Here is a 16,868-nt window from a genome sequence, read left to right on the forward strand (position 1 = left end):
CCGGGGTACATTGAGGCCATGGCCAGCGAAGCGATGATCCTCGACGTCGACGGGCCGGACGGCGTGCGGGCCGTCCGGGTGTCGAGCCGTCCCGGGCTTGTGAAGACTGCTCTGCACGAAGGCGCGAAGCAACGCCGATAATTGGTGATCAATCAGTACTGGTCCGTCCCACGGCAGTTCATTTCTATAGGTCGATCCAGCCTCGCTGAGCGTCGGCGCGTTGGCGGCTTTATTCCTTATGGCGGCCGTTGAAAAAGCAGGTAAGTGGGTTGTCGAAGGTTTGCCCGTCGCCTCGCGGAGGATTAGAAATTGGTTGCGAGAACTATTCTCCGATCACGAGGAGGGTACAGCGCCACTCGCCTTGGCGAACGCTGCCCCGCACAATGAAGCATACGAAATGATCTTTGCGGAGCCCGAGAATGCTTCTATTCGATAGTTTCGGTATGGAAGTGGAAACAGGTGATTACTCCTATCACCTCACATCATTGGTTAGGATCAGCTGATGGCCCCGGAGCATCTCCAGCAATTCCGATCGTGAACACTTCGGTCATCCGCAAATGGCAGGAGCCCCGTCATCCGCACGGCTTCCGGGCGAGGATAAGCTTTCACCAAGCATCTGGACGCGGCGTCGGTACCATGGCTACCTCTGATCCATCTATAGTGCTACAGACGGTGCGTCAGTGGCTTTCCGCGCTGCCGGGCGCCACTTATCGTGACTGAGGGCGCTTTCCGTGTGGTCGATTGTCCGTCAAGCGCTCGGGATACGAGCAGAGTCAGTGATTCGGAGGGGCGAAGGCCCATATCCTCATCAAGTTGCGTCTGATATCTCTGATAGGCGCGAACAGCGGCGGCGGGGTTGCCATGCTGCAGCTCGGCTGTGATGAGAAGTCGCACGGCTTCCTCATAGAGCGGTTCAATCTCCAAGGCAGCTTCTGCCGCCGCGCCTGCGGTTTCGCAACTGCGCTGGTCTAAATGCGTCTTCGCGATGATGGTGCAGGCGCGGAGGCAATCCCGTTGAAGCCGGTTCTGTTCAAGCATTACCCAGTCGTCGTACCAGCCCGGTAGCAGCCGTGCGTCACGCAGATCGCGCAGCAGGGACGCAGCCTTCACCTCTGGCCGCAGTGGCTCAAGGTCCGCGATTTGGGCTTGAAGCCTGTGGAGGTCCACGTCGACCTGGTCGCTCAGGGACAGGATGGGACCGTCATTGACGAGCAGTCCCGGAATCTGTCGAGTAACGACGTGCACACTGACCCGCAGGCTCTCCAAGGCCCTGGCGTCCGGATGGTCCGGCCACAGTAATCCTACGAGGTAACTTCGCAGGCACGGACCCTTGATGGCGAGAGCGGCGATAAGGCGCTGTTGCCGAGTTGCAACATGAACAAGGACGCCGTGGCGGTGAAGCCGCCACGCCCGAAGCAATTCGAGCCTCAGGACCCTGCAATCGGTGTAGTCCATGGGAACCTGATTTCGGTTCATAAGAACAAGAAACGGTGCGCTGATAACCATCCTCAATCGGATGGGTCGTGTCAATAGTAGAGGCTCTATCTCACCCTGTTCGCGTCACCCTGCTTCTACCATCGTTGTTCGAGAATGAATTTTCGAGAACAAATTCTACGATCACCTCCAGAAGTGTCAACAGCCGCCAACGATGTTGGTCAGATTTTTTCTCAGGGTATTTTTCAGAACATCCTCTGGGGGTATCATCCTTGTCGCCTGCGACCCTGGTTACGAGCAATGTCGACCGGGCCCCGAGCAGGTCCGGACTTTGCTGGGCGTCATCCGATCTGGTTGATAACGCAGCTGTAACGGCCCGTCGCTAGCGTGCGGAGAGCTGAGGCGATAGTGGGTATCACTGCACATAGCCACGGAGGTCGTGATGGTGGACGTATGGAAGCTGAACGGAAGGCGGCGACGGAACACCGATAACTTCGGGTGGACCCTCGATCCGACGGATCAAGCACTCGTCGTGAGTCGGAAACGGGCCAACGACCAGGAGTGGTTGCCGGACGCTCTCTGCGGCGAGGTCGGTCGAAGACTCCTCCTCGCCGAACTGCAGTTCAGTCGCTGGATGGTTCGACGCGTGGAGAAAGTCAGTTTCGATCAGGATCGTAACGTCACGCGCAGGCTCACGGTCGACTTCAATGTGCCGGACTACGCTCCGCTCTTCGTCGACAAGGTGGGTAACCGGTTCTGGCTCGTACCCCTGTCGCTCATGCGACGGCGCACGCTGGTGAACATGCGGATCACGGACGAGAACGATCACGTCCTGCCGACGCCGGGGATTCGTCTTGCGCAGCAACTCGACGAGTCGATCCTCGTCGCAGCGACCGCCACCGTGGCCCCTGGGCTCGACGAGCCGGACAAGGTCCGCGCCTTCACCCGTGAGCTCGTCGCAGGGTCACGCCGTCAGACGAAGGAGGCAATGGCGCTCTTCGAGGGCACAAAGCCAGGCTCGGAGGGTGAGGTCCCGCCACACCTGGTGCCACTCGTAGAGAGTCCTATCGTCCGAGCTGTTGTTCACCTCATCCGACGGAACTTCTCCTTGTACGTCTTCCTTCCCGTAGGCCAGCGGCATCGGCTGATAAACCTTGAGTTCAGCGAGCCCACAGGATGGACCCGGATGACGCCGCGCCTGAGCGCCGATGAGGAGGTGACACTGTATGTTCACGATGACCGACCGGCCATAGGGTCAGACGCCATGCGTAAGTGGCGGTTTCAGCAGGCGGGGCGGAAACTATCGACGGGTCTCCCTGCGGCCTTGGGACTACTGCCCACACGGATCCGGGTCCAGGTGCCGGGCGCCGAGAATGCGGCGAGCTACCACCTTGAGCTCACTGCCCCTGAAGGAGTGGAAGTCGTCGAGGCGCGCCTGCTGGCGGGACGACCGAATGGGGGACGACCGGATGATACTCACGTGCGCTATACCTCAGACCACGTCGTAGGGCACACGGCGACCGTGGGCCTCCATGCGGTCGAGGTCCCCAACGGTTCGCTCTGCCAGGCGCAGGTGGATTTCAGAGTCACATCGCGAGGTTGGCTCACCAATGCCGTCTTCTCGTGTGGGTTGGTTGCGGTGGTGCTGGTCTCCCTCGTGGTGCAGGCGTTGTCCGGCGGAACGTCATGGTCCACGGGCCAGATCACGAACATCATCGCACTGCTCATCACCACCGCTGCGGCGGTCGGTGCGGTGATCGCCCATTCGACCTTCTCGGGCGTTGCGGCCCGGATGGTGGCACGCCTCCGCGGTCTGGCCGCCGTGGCGGTCGCGCAACCGATCGTCGCTGCAGGGGCGCTGGCATTTGCGGAAGAGGTGGATGGCACATCGACGGTCCGACTTGACGGCGGCACGCGCGCTGTACTTGTGATAGCCACCTGCGCGGCACTCGTTGTCTGCGCATTGATCGTGATGGCCCTCGTCTTGTGAGCCTGAGATACGAACGCCGGGGCCTCGAAGTGGCATCACCGTGGGACATGACGGACGATAACAAGGAAGAGGAGCTCAAGCCGGACACCTTCGTGGCAGCACTCGACAAGTACGAATTCACGCGGTCTGCCATCGGGATCCTCTCGGCAGAGGGATGGCATGAGCGCTATGAATGGACTGATGACAAACAGGACGCGGTGGTCAAGGCGCTCGAGGACCTGGCGCCGAAGTCACCGGGGGAGCTTTCGACACGTGCGACGGACTGGCAGGATTCGGTGGGCGATGTCGGCGATGCGTGCCCTCACAGGGCACAACCCCGACAGCGCCGCGTCCTAAGCCGTCGATGATTTGAGTCATCGGCTTCGGATGCTGCGGAAGAGTGCCGTACCGGCGGGTCCGCCCGCCTTCCCCGGCTGAACGTGCGCAACCGCCCACCCGGCGCCGCCCGATCCAGCCGGGGTACATTGAGGCCATGGCCAGCGAAGCGATGATCCTCGACGTCGACGGGCCGGACGGCGTGCGGGCCGTCCGGGTGTCCAGCCCTTCCCGTGTCCTGTGGCCGCAGGCGGGGCTCACCAAGCTCGACCTCGCGCGGTACCTCGTGGACGTCGCGCCCGCGTTCCTCCGCGCGAACGGCGGGCGGCCGGTGTCGCTGCAGCGCTTCGGCGGCGACGTGGACGGCGACTTCTTCTTCAGCAAGAACCCGCCCAAGGGCGCCCCCGACTACGTGCGCAGCGTGGTGGTCACCTATCCCAGTGGACGCTCGCACCCGCAGCTCGTCCTCGACGAGCCCGCGTCCGCGGTCTGGGCGGCCCAGATGAACACCGTCGTCTTCCACCCCTGGGCCTCGCGGGCGGACACGCCGGACCTACCCGACGAACTGCGCATCGACCTCGACCCGCAGCCGGGCACCACCTTCGCCGACGTCATCGCCGCCGCCCACGCGCTGCGGGCCGTCCTCGGCGAGGCGGGCCTGGACTGTTTCGTGAAGACCTCGGGCAACCGCGGCCTGCACGTCTTCGCCCCGATCGAACCGGTGCACGAATTCCTCGAGGTCCGCCAGGCCGTCATCGCCGCCGGACGCGAACTCGAGCGCCGCATGCCGGAGAAGGTGACGACGGCCTGGTGGAAGGAGGAGCGCGGGGCCCGCATCTTCGTGGACTACAACCAGGCGAACCGCGACCGCACCATGGCCGGCGCTTACAGCCCGCGGGCCCTGCCCCACGCCCCGGTGTCCTGCCCTGTGACGTGGGACGAACTGGACGGCGTCGACCCCGCGTCCTTCACGATCGCGACCGTGCCGGACCGCCTGAGAACGCTCGGCGACCCGTGGGAGGACCTGCACGCCCAGCCGGGCAGCATCGACGCACTCCGCGGCTGGTGGGACCGCGACGTCGAGAACGGCCTCGGCGAGCTGCCGTTCCCGCCCGACTTCCCGAAGATGCCCGGCGAGCCCATGAGGGTGCAGCCGAGCCGGGCGCGCACCCGCGACTGAGCACCCGTCGTCGGCCGCGTCGAGGAGCAGCCCACGGGGTGCTGAGGGCGGCCCTGGCGGCCCGCACCGGAGTAAACTCGGGGGATGACCACCACAGATTCCCCCCGCACCGCCGTGGTCATCGAGGACGACGACGACGTCCGGGATCTGCTGCACACCGTCCTGACGGGATCAGGTTTCCGCGTGCACACCGCACCTGCGGGACTGGCCGGCGTGGAGATGGTCCGTCGGCTCAGGCCCGACGTCGTCACCCTCGACGTCGGACTGCCGGACATCGACGGGTTCGAGGTAGCGGGACGGATCCGGCGCTTCTCGGCGACGTTCATCGTCATGCTGACCGCGCGCGCCGATCCGTCCGACGAGAAGCGTGGCTACGAGGCGGGCGCCGACCGCTACCTGCGCAAACCCTTCCGCCCGGCCGAGTTGCGCCGGCACATCCAGGAGGGGCTCGCGGCGCAGGGGGCCTGAGCCCGCACGCCGTGGCTCAGTGGCTCCGCGCCCCCGCCGTACTCGTCAGGTCGGGCCGGTTCAGGGCATCGGAGGCGAGGCCTGTCACGGTGGCGAAGACGGCCTTGTGCAGATTGTCCACGACCTTCTCGCCGAAGGGCCACAGGGACGGCGCGGCCCCCGCGCCCGTCGCGTTCTCGAGCGTCTGGTCGAAGGCGAGGCGGACCACCGTGTGGGCTGCCGTCGCCGGAGCACCCCGGATGCCCGTGACGGACCAGACGCCGCGCAGCGCGCCCAGCGTGGCGCCGGTCAACCAGTGCATGGCGTGGTTCCAGACCGGGTAGTGGGCGGTGTTGCTCGTCGGGCGGCCGCAGAGGATCCGCAGCGTGCGGGCGGGGATGTGGGAGTCGGGCCGGCCCGTGACGCGCTGCTCCACGAGTTCGCCGACGGTCATGGCTGCTGTGCCCAGGAGGCCGGCGGCCGCGCCGCGGAGGGCGGCCCGGGCGAGGGCGGGTCGGCGGCCGCCCACTAGTCGTCGCCCCCTCGGGCGTCGTCGCCGAGGAAAAGGCTGCCGACGGCGAGGAGGGCGGCGGGAGTCTTCAGCGTCCTGTCGGCCATGGGGCCTCCGTTGGATCGGTCCGATCATCGGGCGGCCCGTCCGGTCGCCTACGCACCACGGTAGGGAGGGCTCCGCGCCACGGCAATGAACGGGTCGGGCCGGCGCGGGGGTTGCGCCCGTCGGGCAGGCCCTGTCCGGGGAGGACCGGCGCGGCCCGGTCAGCCGCGGTCGTCGCGGATCATGTTCGTGATGCGGGCCGTGGAGAGCCTCCGGCCCTGCTCGTCCGTCATCACCACCTCGTGCGTCGTCAGGGTCCTCCCGAGGTGGATGGCCGTGGCCGTGCCCGTAACGAGACCCGAGGTGATGCTGCGATGGTGGGTCGCGCCGACCTCGATCCCGACGGCGTGCCGGCCCGGGCCGGCATGGATCCCGGCCGCGAAGGAGCCCAGGGTCTCCGCGAGCACCACGTGGGCGCCACCGTGCAGGATGCCGGCCACCTGCTGGTTGCCCTCGACCGGCATCATCGCGACCACGCGCTCGGCGCTCATCTCCGAGAAGACGATCCCCATCTTCACGGTGAGGGCACCGACCCCGTAACGGCCCAGCCACCCGTGCATCCCGGCGGGGATCCCGGCGGCGACCAGTTCGGCCAGGCGCTCCTCGGACGGTGGCTGGACGGCGTCGGGCCGGGTGCGGTTGTCTGTCATGGGAACTAGGCTGGCACCTGTGAGTGAAACGACCAAACCTGCTGCCACCCTGACCATCGCACCTCCCGTGGAACACGCCGCCGGGACATCCACGGCGGCACCCACGACGGCGGGCGCGCAGGCTACGGAGCGCCGCAGCGACGGCTCACGCAACAGGCTCCTCGTCATCGACGGCCACTCCATGGCCTTCCGTGCCTTCTACGCCCTGCCGCCGGAGAACTTCTCCACCGATACCGGCCAGCACACCAACGCGGTGTACGGCTTCACGGCGATGCTCATCAACCTCATCAAGGACCAGCAGCCCAGCCACGTCGCGGTGGCCTTCGACCTCGACACCCCCACCTTCCGGTCGGAGGAGTACACGGAGTACAAGGGCGGCCGTTCCAAGACGCCCGAGGAGTTCCACGGGCAGGTGGACCTCATCATCAAGGTCATGGAGGCCATGCGCATCCCCACCATCTCGATGGACGGCTACGAGGCGGACGACATCCTCGCCACGCTGGCCAGCCAGGCGGCGGCCGCCGACTGGGACGTCCAGGTGGTCAGCGGTGACCGCGACGCCTTCCAGCTCGTCAACGACCGAGTCACCGTGCTCTACCCCAAGCAGGGCGTCACCAACATCCCGCAGATGGACGCGCAGGCCATCGAGGAGAAGTACTTCGTCCCGCCGCACCAGTACTCGGACCTCGCCGCGCTGGTGGGGGAGAGCGCCGACAACCTGCCCGGTGTGCCGGGGGTGGGTCCGAAGACGGCGGCCAAGTGGATCAAGCTGTACGGCGGCCTCGAGGGCATCCTCGAGAACCTGGACAAGATCGGCGGCAAGGTCGGGGACTCGCTGCGGGCGAACATCGAGGACGTGAAGAGGAACCGGCGCCTGAACCGCCTCCTCACGGACCTCGTCCTGCCGGTGGACCTGGCGGCCATGGTCTCGCAGCACCCGGACCGCTCCGCCGTGGAGGACCTCTTCGACTCGCTGCAGTTCAACACGCTGCGCAAGCGCCTCTTCGACCTCTTCGGTGAGGAGGAGAGCGAGGACGAGGCGGACGAGCAGCATGCCCCCGCCCACGAGATGCTCCAGGACGCCGCCGGCCTGACGCACTGGTTCAACGCCACCAACCAGGCGCAGGCGTCCCTCGCGCTGGCGACGGAGACGACGGCGGGTGCCACCGACGTCGTCGGGATCGCCGTCGTCACGAGCCTCCACGCCGCGTTCATCCCGCTCGAGCAGCTCGACGCCGACGCCGAGACGGTGCTCGGGGCCTGGCTCTCGGACCGGGATGCGCCCAAGATCGTCCACGACTTCAAGACCGTGTTCAAGCTGCTCTCCGCCCGCGGGTTCCTGCTCGCGGGGGAGGTCGACGACACCGCGATCTCCGGGTACCTCATCCAGCCGGACCGCCGCAGCTACGACCTCGCGGACCTCGCCCAGTACCACCTGCGCCTGTCCATCACGGCGGCCGCCACCAACTCCTCGGGGCAGCAGGCCCTCGATCTCGGAGGCAACGACGTCGCATCGCCGGCCGTGGTGGCCGCCTACGCCGCCCTGCAGCTCAGCGAGCACTTCGCCGGGCAGCTCGTCGAGCGCGGCGCGAACCAGCTCCTCGGCGGGCTGGAACTGCCCCTCGCCGAAGTGCTGGCCCGCATGGAACTCACGGGTGTCGCCGTCTCGGTCGAGGGGCTGGACCGGCTGTACGACGACTTCTCGACGACGATCAGCGCGGCGGGGGCGGAGGCCTACCGGATCATCGGCAAGGAGATCAACCTCGGCTCGCCGAAGCAGCTGCAGGCCGTCCTGTTCGACGAGCTCGGGCTGCCGAGGACCAAGAAGATCAAGACCGGGTTCTCCACCGACGCCGACGCCCTGACCGATCTCATCACCAAGACGGGCCACCCGTTCCTCGAGCAGCTCCTCGCGTACCGCGACGCCCTGAAGCTGCGCCAGACCGTGGAGGGCCTGCGGAAGGCGGTGGGGGACGACGGCCGCATCCACACCACCTACCTGCAGACCATCGCGGCGACCGGCCGGCTGTCCTCGACGAACCCGAACCTCCAGAACATCCCGGTGCGCTCCGACGAGGGGCGTCGCATCCGTGAGGTGTTCGTCGTCGGGCAGGGCCGGAACGGCGAGAAGTACGAGAGCCTCATGACGGCCGACTACTCGCAGATCGAGATGCGGATCATGGCGCACCTCTCCGGCGACGAGGGGCTCATCTCCGCCTTCCAGGAGGGCGAGGACCTGCACCGCTTCGTCGGCTCCCACATCTTCGGCGTCGCGCCCGAGGAGGTCACCAACGCCATGCGCTCGAAGGTCAAGGCCATGTCCTACGGGCTGGTGTACGGGCTGAGCTCGTTCGGGCTCTCGAAGCAGCTCAACATCTCCGTGGACGAGGCGCGCACGCTCATGCGCGACTACTTCGAGCGGTTCGGCGCGGTGCGCGACTACCTGCGGGGGATCGTCGAGCAGGCCCGCAAGGACGGCTTCACCTCCACCATCGAGGGGCGGCGCCGCTACCTGCCGGACCTCTCCAGCGACAACCGCCAGCTGCGGGAGATGGCCGAACGCGCCGCGCTCAACGCACCCATCCAGGGATCCGCCGCGGACATCATCAAGAAGGCGATGCTCGGGGTCGACGACGCGCTGACGCAGCGCGGACTGGCGTCCCGCATGCTGCTGCAGGTGCACGACGAACTCGTCCTGGAGATCGCCGAAGGGGAACGGGACGAGGTCGAGGCGCTGGTCCGCGAGGAGATGGGCGCCGCCGCGGACCTCTCCGTCCCCCTGGACGTCTCGGTGGGGACCGGGGCGAGCTGGCACGACGCCGCGCACTGATCACCGGACCCGCGACAGGTCCCCCCTCCGGTCCGCCCGGCGTCGTGCTGGTGCAGGCCTGCGGCGTCCGTCTAGGCTGGTGGACTGTGAGCCAGTACACAGCCCCTGCCCAGACCGCCCACCAGCCGGACCTCCGGACCGAGATCTTCACCGTCGGCGCCGACGAGGACGCCTCGACGGACGGCCGCTTCGCGAAGTGGCTCGACGGCGAGAGCATCGGCTTCCACGAGGGGACGCTCGATCCCGAGGACGTCCCGCACTACCTCGCGGCGTACCAGGCGGACCAGCGCGTGCTCTGGGGAGTGCATGACAACGCCCAGCCGGCCGAGGCCCTCGGCGCGGGCCACCCGGTCGCCACCTACGGCACCATGGTGCATGCGCTCAACGTCGGTGCCGCGCAGCTCGACGTCCACCAGATCACCGCGGTCACGGTCCGTCCCAGCCACCGGCGCAACGGGATCCTGCGGTCCATGATGACCCGCGACCTGCGCGAGGCGAAGGAGCGCGGACTCCCGCTGGCGATCCTGACCGCCTCCGAAGCCACCATCTACGGGCGCTTCGGCTTCGGCTGCGCCACGTTCACGCAGAGCATCGAGGTCGACGTGCGCGAGCGTTTCGAGGTCACGGCTCCGAGGACCGGCACGACGGCGCTCGTCGCCCGGGAACACGCCGTGAACCTCGCCGAGACGATCTTCGAGCGCTTCCAGGCCGTCACCTTCGGCTCCGTCGGCCGGCAGTACGCCGTCGCCCGGCGCATCTCGGGTGCCTGGGGCCGTGAGCGGCCCGTCGAGGACCGCGCCGTGCGGATGGCCGTGCACTACGACGCCGCAGGCGAACCCGCCGGATTCGTGAGCTACCGCTTCGCGGGCTGGGAGACCACGCCGTACACGATGAAGGTCGTGGACCTCGTGGCCTCCACGCCGTCGGCCTACCTTGAACTGTGGCGCTACCTCGGATCGCTCGACCTCGTGGAGCGGATCACCTGGGACGGCGCGCGCCGCGACGACGCCCTGCCCTGGGCGCTGCGCGACCGGCGCTGCTACCAGGTCAAGGGCACCGACGACGTGCTGTGGGTCCGGCTGCTCGACGTACCGGCGGCCCTCGGGAAGCGGTCGTACCGGGGGAGCGGCAGGATCGTCCTCGAGGTGCTGGACGACCACGGCATCGCCGACGGCTCCTACGCGCTGACCGTCGTCGACGGAGCCGGGGACGTCGAGCGGGTCGAGGCCGCCCCGGACGTCACCGTGACCGTCAACGCGCTGGGGTCCCTGTACCTCGGCGGGGTGCCGGCCTCCACGCTCGCGGCGGCCGGAGGACTGACGGCCCACACGGACGACGCCGTCGACGTGCTCGACACCCTGTTCGGACGCGCGCAGGAGCCCTACTGCATCACGCACTTCTAGGGCCCGCCACGCGCCTGTGCACCGTGCCGACCCGCCACCTCCGGGGCTCTGCGCTGCTTTGACGGTGTTGGACCCCGAGGCTAGACTGGACAGGCGCGTGGTGCGCTCTGATAGTTGCCGGTGCTGAACCGGCGGGCCATGAGAACGCACCAACATTCCTGGACCTCACCGAGGTCCTTTCCCATTCGTCCACATCCGGACACAGGAACCCGCAGCCGGCGTTGCCGGCACCGCGGGGGCCGGCGTGACCGGAGCAAGTAATCATCCACAACGGAGCCCCAACTACATGACCATCACCACCACCGAGAAGCAAGGTGCCCCCGTAGTCGCGATCAACGACATCGGCACCGCTGAGGACTTCCTCGCAGCGATCGACGCGACCATCAAGTACTTCAACGACGGAGATCTCGTCGAGGGTACCGTCGTCAAGGTCGACCGCGACGAGGTCCTGCTCGACATCGGTTACAAGACCGAGGGTGTCATTCCTTCCCGCGAGCTTTCCATCAAGCACGACGTCGATCCCGGGGACGTCGTCTCCGTGGGCGATCAGGTCGAGGCTCTGGTTCTCACCAAGGAAGACAAAGAAGGCCGCCTGATCCTCTCCAAGAAGCGTGCTCAGTACGAGCGCGCCTGGGGCGACATCGAGAAGGTCAAGGAAGAGGACGGCGTCGTCACCGGCACCGTCATCGAGGTCGTCAAGGGTGGCCTCATCCTCGACATCGGCCTGCGCGGCTTCCTGCCCGCGTCCCTCGTCGAGATGCGTCGCGTCCGCGACCTGGCTCCGTACATCGGCCAGCAGATCGAAGCGAAGATCATCGAGCTCGACAAGAACCGCAACAACGTCGTGCTGTCGCGTCGTGCGTGGCTCGAGCAGACCCAGTCCGAGGTGCGTTCCACGTTCCTCAACAAGCTCGAGAAGGGCCAGGTCCGTCCGGGCGTCGTCTCCTCGATCGTCAACTTCGGTGCGTTCGTGGACCTCGGCGGCGTCGACGGTCTCGTGCACGTCTCGGAGCTGTCCTGGAAGCACATCGACCACCCCTCCGAGGTCGTCGAGGTGGGCCAGGAAGTCACCGTGGAGGTCCTCGAGGTCGATCTCGATCGCGAGCGCGTCTCCCTGTCGCTGAAGGCCACGCAGGAAGATCCCTGGCAGACCTTCGCCCGCACGCACGCCCTGGGCCAGGTCGTCCCCGGCAAGGTCACGAAGCTCGTCCCCTTCGGCGCGTTCGTCCGCGTCGAGGACGGCATCGAAGGCCTCGTGCACATCTCGGAGCTCGCCGTCCGCCACGTCGAGCTGGCCGAGCAGGTCGTCTCCGTGGGTGACGAGCTCTTCGTCAAGGTCATCGACATCGACCTGGAACGCCGCCGCATCTCGCTCAGCCTCAAGCAGGCCAACGAGGGCGTCGACGCCGACAGCACCGAGTTCGATCCCGCGCTCTACGGCATGGCCGCCGAGTACGACGAAGAGGGCAACTACAAGTACCCCGAGGGCTTCGACCCCGAGTCGAACGAATGGCTCGAGGGCTACGAGAACCAGCGCGCTGCCTGGGAAGCCCAGTACGCCGAGGCACAGTCCCGCTGGGAGTCGCACAAGAAGCAGGTCGTCCAGCACGCGTCCGACGACGCCGCTGCGGCGAACGAGCCCGTCGAGTCGAACTCGACGAGTTACTCGTCCGAGCCCGTCGTCGCCGATGCCGGGTCCGGTTCCGGGACGCTCGCTTCCGACGAGGCGCTTGCCGCTCTCCGCGAGAAGCTGACCGGGGCGTAAGCTCCCGCGTCGACGCAGTACCGTCGAAGGCCCCCGTCCTCTGGATGGGGGCCTTTCCCGTGTGCGGGGTGCGCTCCACGGTGCCGGGTGTGCAGGTGTGGTGGGTCCGGGGCGCCACGACCCACCGGAGGTGCGCAGTCGAGGCGGGCCCGGACGCATGCAGACGTCGCCGGCGACCTTAGCGGCGGGTCGACGCCGTGACGGTGAAGCGGGACGAGCGGTCGAGCTGCCGCGTGGTGCCGATGACCCGCTCGAGGACCGGCCGGTAGCGGAGATGGCTGTTCCACACCGTGATGAGCTCCCCTCCGGGTGCCAGGACGCGCGCGCACGCATCGAAGAGCCGGTGGGCGACGCCGGCGTGCACCGTGCTGCCGAGGTGGAAGGGCGGGTTGAGGACGATCAGTCGCGCCGAGGCGTCCGGCAGCGCGGAGAGGGCGTCGTCCCTGCTCACGGTGATGCGGTCGGCCACACCGTTGGCAGCCGCCGTCGCAGCAGCGGACGCCGTCGCCGACGCGGACTGGTCCGTGGCGAGGACCCGGAGGTCCGGATGGGTCAGCGCCAGGAAGGCCGCGATGGCCCCGTTGCCGCAGCCCAGGTCGACGACGTCGACCGTTGCCGCCGCGTGCGTAGGGAACGGCCGGAGCCGGCGCAGGTGGGGGAGCAGCAGGCGTGTGCCGGGATCGAGCGCCGGCCCGCCGAACGTGGCCCCGTAGGCGAGGAGCTCGAGCGGACGGGCGAGCCCGACGTCGTGCCGTGCGCGGCGTGGGAAAGAGGACGCGCCCACCGGACGGGGGGCCGACGCTGTGAGGACCCGCGCCTTCTGCCGGGCGAGGCCCGCCGTGACGTCGCCGAAATGGCGGCCGAGGATCGCGTTCATCGAGAGGGACATGTGCTTGATGCGCCCTGCGGCCAGGACCACGACATCCGGCCGGGCATGGGCGGCGATGGTCCAGGCGATCTCGTCGAGCTCCTCGAGGGAGCGCGGCAGGCGCAGGAGGACGGTCGACACGCCGTCGAGCAGTCCCGCGTCGAGGGCGAGGGACCGGTAGGTGCCCTGGAGCCCCTGGTCGGCTGCGTTCAGCGCCAGTGCCCGCTCGTGGACCACGCCGTCCTGGAAGGCGCGGATCCCGCTCCGGCCGGAGAGGTGCGCGGCGCCGAGCGTGAGCGCCCCGTAGGCGTCGTTGATGGTCGCGATGTCTCCGGGGAGGCGGAGCCGTTCCGCGGACGTGTCGAGGAGCAGGCGGTCCGCGGCATCCACGGCCACCAGCTCGGGGGTGTCCAGGTCGGGTCGGCGGCGCAGGCGGTCGAGGCTGAACGGGGTCACCGGATCAATCCTAGGTGCCGTCCCGGCCCGGGCTCACGCCGGGACGGGCCGGCCACGGTTCCGTGCCCTCCGCCCTACGCCGTGGGGGCCACCGCGGTGAGGAGTTCCTTGTCCAGGACGAGGTCGACCGACAGCGTCTTGTAGCCCTCCGAGTCGAACAGGACGGTGATGACGCCGTCCTCGTAGCCCATGACGGTGCCGGTTCCCCAGTCGGGATGGTCCACCGGGCTGTCGATGTCGAAGGGGACGTCCTCGTCGTCGGGAGCCGGCGCCGCTGACGGCTCCGGGAGCCCGACGGCGTCCTCGCGCCGGGCGCAGTTCCCGCAGTTCCCACAGGCCTCGGCGAGGTCCTCCCCGAAGTAGCCGAGCAGGAACTGGCGGCGGCAGCCTCGCGTCTCGGCGTAGCGTCGGGCCATCTCGACGCGTGACTGGTCGATCCGCTCGCGGATCTCGGCCTGCTCCACCCCGCGCCTCACGGCGTCCTCAGCGGTCATCTTCCTCGCGCGGTACCCCTTCGCACCCTCCGCGATGCATTCGGACGCCTCGAGCAGGTTGAGGAGGCCGGTCAGCTTCCGGGGTGACAGGCCCGACAGCTCCTTCAATTTCTTGATCCTGACCGGCCTGGCCTGGGCGGCGATGAGCAAGTACAGCTCACGCAGCTGCGTGCGGTTGACGGACCTCGCGGCGAAGAAGCGCCGCAGGGACAGGTCCTCCGGGCGGTAGTGCAGGATGGCCCGGGCCTCGCCTCCGTCGCGCCCGCCCCGGCCGATCTCCTGGTAGTAACTGTCCAGTGAGTCCGAGATGTCCGCGTGGACGACGAAGCGCACGTCCGGTTTGTCGATGCCCATGCCGAACGCCGTGGTGGCCACCACGACGTCGACCGTGCCGTCGAGGAACGCCTCGTGCACCGCCTCGCGCTCCTTCCTGAGCTTCCCGGCGTGGTACGAGTCCGCGCGCACCCCCTTCTCCTGCAGCTCGGACGAGAGCCTGTCGGCGGCCTTCTTCGTCGCGACGTAGACCAGGCCCGGCCCCGCGAGCCCGAGGACCTGGTTGCGCACGGCGCGGAGCTTGTCCTCCTCCTCCACGTGGTGCACGGCGTCGAGGAAGAGGTTCGGGCGGTCGAAGCCCTCCACGAGGACCACCGGGCCCACCAGGCGCAGCCGATCCACGATCTCGTTCTGCACGGGGTGGGACGCCGTGGCCGTCAGGGCGATGACGGGGGCGCCCAGGTCGCGGAGGAGGTGCCCGAGCTGCAGGTAGTCGGGGCGGAAATCATGCCCCCACGACGAGACGCAGTGCGCTTCGTCGACCACCACGAGGGAGATGTCGAGGGCCCGGAGCCGCGCGGCGACGTCGTCCCGCGCGATCTGCTCCGGTGCGAGGAACAGGAACTTCGCCCGCGTCGCCTCGCCCTCGGCCGCGGCGGACCAGGCGTCCTCCACCTCGCGCTTCGTCAGGCTCGAGTTGATAACGCGGGCGCGGGTCGTGCCGGTGTGCTCGTTGATCGACGCCGCCTGGTCGTGCTGGAGCGCGATCAGCGGCGAGACGACGAGGGTGACCCCCGGGAGCGTCATGGCGGGCACCTGGTAGATGGCCGACTTGCCCGAGCCGGTCGGCATGACGCAGAGGACGCTCCGGCCGGTGAGGAGCGCGCTCATGGCCTGCTCCTGGCCGGGGCGCAGCCGGTCCCAGCCGAAGGCGGAGGCGGCGGTTTCCTGAAGGTCCTGCAGCGTGATCGTCACGATCCTCCTCGAACAACATAAGTAGGCTTAGCGTAGGGGGATGCTCCGACATTTCTCGTGGTGGGCAGCTCCGACGGGGGGAGCCTTGACAGCGCGCGGCGTGGCGCGGACTAGGGTTGGCTCATGCTGCGTATCGGACTCACAGGGGGCATCGCCGCGGGGAAGTCGGCGGTGGCCCGCCGCTTCGCCGAGCTGGGAGCCGTCCTGGTGGACGCGGACGTCCTGGCCCGTGCGGCGGTCGAGCCGGGGTCGGAGGGGCTCCGCGCCGTCGTGTCCGCGTTCGGGCCGGGGATCCTCGACACCGACGGTGCGCTCGACCGGCCCGCGCTGGGGCGCCTCGTCTTCGCCGACGCGGCCGCCCGCGAGCGCCTCAACGCCGTCGTCCATCCGCGCGTGCGGGCCGCGGCCGCGGCCCTCATCGACGGAGCGCCGGAGGACGCCGTGGTCGTCGAGGACATCCCGCTCCTCGTGGAGACAGGGCAGGCGTCACGCTTCCACCTCGTCGTCGTCGTCGATGCCCCCGATGCCCTGCGGATCGAACGGATGGTGGAGCGGCGCGGGATGGAGCGGGGTGAAGCCGAGCGGCGCATCGCGGCGCAGGCGTCCCGTGAGGACCGGCTCCGCGCGGCGGACGCCGTGATCGTCAACGATCGCGGCGTCGACGAGCTCCTCGCGGCGACGGACGGCGTGTGGCGGACGCGCATCGTGCCGTTCCGCGACAATCTGGCGGAGCGGAGGCCCGCGGACGGACGCGCGACGCGCCCGACGACGGGCCTCGCGGGGACCAGCGGACTCACCAACCGCGTCCGCGGGAAGCTGGACGCCGTCCTCCCGCCGGGTTGTTCAGTCGACCCGGACGAGGTCCCGGTCGACGTCCCGGACGAAGCGCGCGCCGTCGACGCGCAGGCGTCCCTTCGGGTCACCGTCCCGCGCGCCGGGGACGTCGGCGCGGCGTCGGACGCGGTGGCCGGGGCGGGATTCCCGAGGGACGAGCGCGCCGCCGGCCACGGAGGCGGACCGTCGACGGCGCTCCATCGGGCGGCCGACCCGGCGATCGACGTGACCGTGACGGTCGGCCCGGAGACGACCCCCGCCTGAGGTCCGTGCGAGGTGCCCGGGGGCTTTCAGCCGCGAGCAGATCGGCGGGGGAAGTGTCGGTGGCAGGGACTACC

13 protein-coding genes are annotated in these 16,868 nt (G+C 68.5%); 8 read left to right on the forward strand and 5 right to left on the reverse strand.

The window, feature by feature from the left end; all coding sequences use genetic code 11:
* Window positions 1-663 precede the first annotated feature (663 nt).
* Window positions 664-1,455, reverse strand: a complete 792-nt coding sequence (locus CXQ92_RS01765; RefSeq protein ID WP_104164766.1) for a BTAD domain-containing putative transcriptional regulator — start codon at window positions 1,453-1,455, stop codon at window positions 664-666.
* A gap of 421 nt (window positions 1,456-1,876) precedes the next feature.
* Between CXQ92_RS01765 and CXQ92_RS01770 the strand changes: the two genes are divergently transcribed.
* The 4 genes from CXQ92_RS01770 (at window position 1,877) to CXQ92_RS01785 (ending at window position 5,387) form a co-directional block, all read left to right on the forward strand.
* Window positions 1,877-3,424: a hypothetical protein gene (locus tag CXQ92_RS01770; RefSeq protein ID WP_104164768.1), complete on the forward strand. Its 1,548-nt coding sequence runs from the start codon at window positions 1,877-1,879 to the stop codon at window positions 3,422-3,424.
* 47 nt (window positions 3,425-3,471) lie between these two features.
* Window positions 3,472-3,771: a hypothetical protein gene (locus tag CXQ92_RS01775; RefSeq protein WP_104164770.1), complete on the forward strand. Its 300-nt coding sequence runs from the start codon at window positions 3,472-3,474 to the stop codon at window positions 3,769-3,771.
* 125 nt (window positions 3,772-3,896) lie between these two features.
* Entirely contained in the window at window positions 3,897-4,919 is a 1,023-nt protein-coding gene (gene ligD / locus CXQ92_RS01780; RefSeq protein WP_104164772.1) for a non-homologous end-joining DNA ligase, read from the forward strand.
* Window positions 4,920-5,003: 84 nt separating this feature from the next.
* The gene (locus tag CXQ92_RS01785) at window positions 5,004-5,387 is read left to right on the forward strand and encodes a response regulator transcription factor (RefSeq protein ID WP_104164774.1); all 384 of its coding nucleotides are present in this window, start codon (window positions 5,004-5,006) and stop codon (window positions 5,385-5,387) included.
* A gap of 16 nt (window positions 5,388-5,403) precedes the next feature.
* Here CXQ92_RS01785 and CXQ92_RS01790 read toward each other — a convergent pair whose 3' ends face one another.
* A complete protein-coding gene (locus CXQ92_RS01790) occupies window positions 5,404-5,895 on the reverse strand; it encodes a hypothetical protein (protein WP_219815671.1) in 492 nt (163 codons plus the stop codon).
* 248 nt (window positions 5,896-6,143) lie between these two features.
* Window positions 6,144-6,632: a hotdog fold thioesterase gene (locus CXQ92_RS01795; protein WP_104164776.1), complete on the reverse strand. Its 489-nt coding sequence runs from the start codon at window positions 6,630-6,632 to the stop codon at window positions 6,144-6,146.
* Window positions 6,633-6,813: 181 nt separating this feature from the next.
* Here CXQ92_RS01795 and polA point away from each other — a divergent pair, with 181 nt between their 5' ends.
* The 3 genes from polA to rpsA all read left to right on the forward strand — a co-directional run bounded on the left by polA (window position 6,814) and on the right by rpsA (window position 12,630).
* The gene (gene polA, locus CXQ92_RS01800; protein ID WP_258069784.1) at window positions 6,814-9,462 is read left to right on the forward strand and encodes a DNA polymerase I; all 2,649 of its coding nucleotides are present in this window, start codon (window positions 6,814-6,816) and stop codon (window positions 9,460-9,462) included.
* An 86-nt stretch (window positions 9,463-9,548) separates the two neighbouring features.
* Window positions 9,549-10,865, forward strand: coding sequence for a GNAT family N-acetyltransferase (locus tag CXQ92_RS01805; protein ID WP_104164779.1), 1,317 nt, complete (start codon window positions 9,549-9,551; stop codon window positions 10,863-10,865).
* 286 nt (window positions 10,866-11,151) lie between these two features.
* Complete coding sequence (gene rpsA / locus CXQ92_RS01810; protein WP_104164781.1) at window positions 11,152-12,630, forward strand: 30S ribosomal protein S1; 1,479 nt, start codon at window positions 11,152-11,154, stop codon at window positions 12,628-12,630.
* Between the two features lie 178 nt (window positions 12,631-12,808).
* On the opposite strand, the gene CXQ92_RS01815 is transcribed toward rpsA, so the two are convergent.
* Together CXQ92_RS01815 and CXQ92_RS01820 are read right to left on the reverse strand one after the other, a co-directional pair.
* Window positions 12,809-13,954 carry a class I SAM-dependent methyltransferase gene (locus tag CXQ92_RS01815; protein WP_104164783.1) on the reverse strand — a complete coding sequence of 382 codons (1,146 nt, stop codon included), beginning with the start codon at window positions 13,952-13,954 and terminating at the stop codon, window positions 12,809-12,811.
* A gap of 74 nt (window positions 13,955-14,028) precedes the next feature.
* Window positions 14,029-15,696: a RecQ family ATP-dependent DNA helicase gene (locus CXQ92_RS01820; RefSeq protein ID WP_258069657.1), complete on the reverse strand. Its 1,668-nt coding sequence runs from the start codon at window positions 15,694-15,696 to the stop codon at window positions 14,029-14,031.
* A 123-nt stretch (window positions 15,697-15,819) separates the two neighbouring features.
* Between CXQ92_RS01820 and coaE the strand changes: the two genes are divergently transcribed.
* Window positions 15,820-16,794, forward strand: a complete 975-nt coding sequence (coaE, locus tag CXQ92_RS01825; protein ID WP_104164784.1) for a dephospho-CoA kinase — start codon at window positions 15,820-15,822, stop codon at window positions 16,792-16,794.
* Window positions 16,795-16,868: the final 74 nt, after the last annotated feature.

This window comes from Arthrobacter sp. SX1312 (assembly GCF_002929295.1).
Classification (GTDB): domain Bacteria; phylum Actinomycetota; class Actinomycetes; order Actinomycetales; family Micrococcaceae; genus Arthrobacter_D.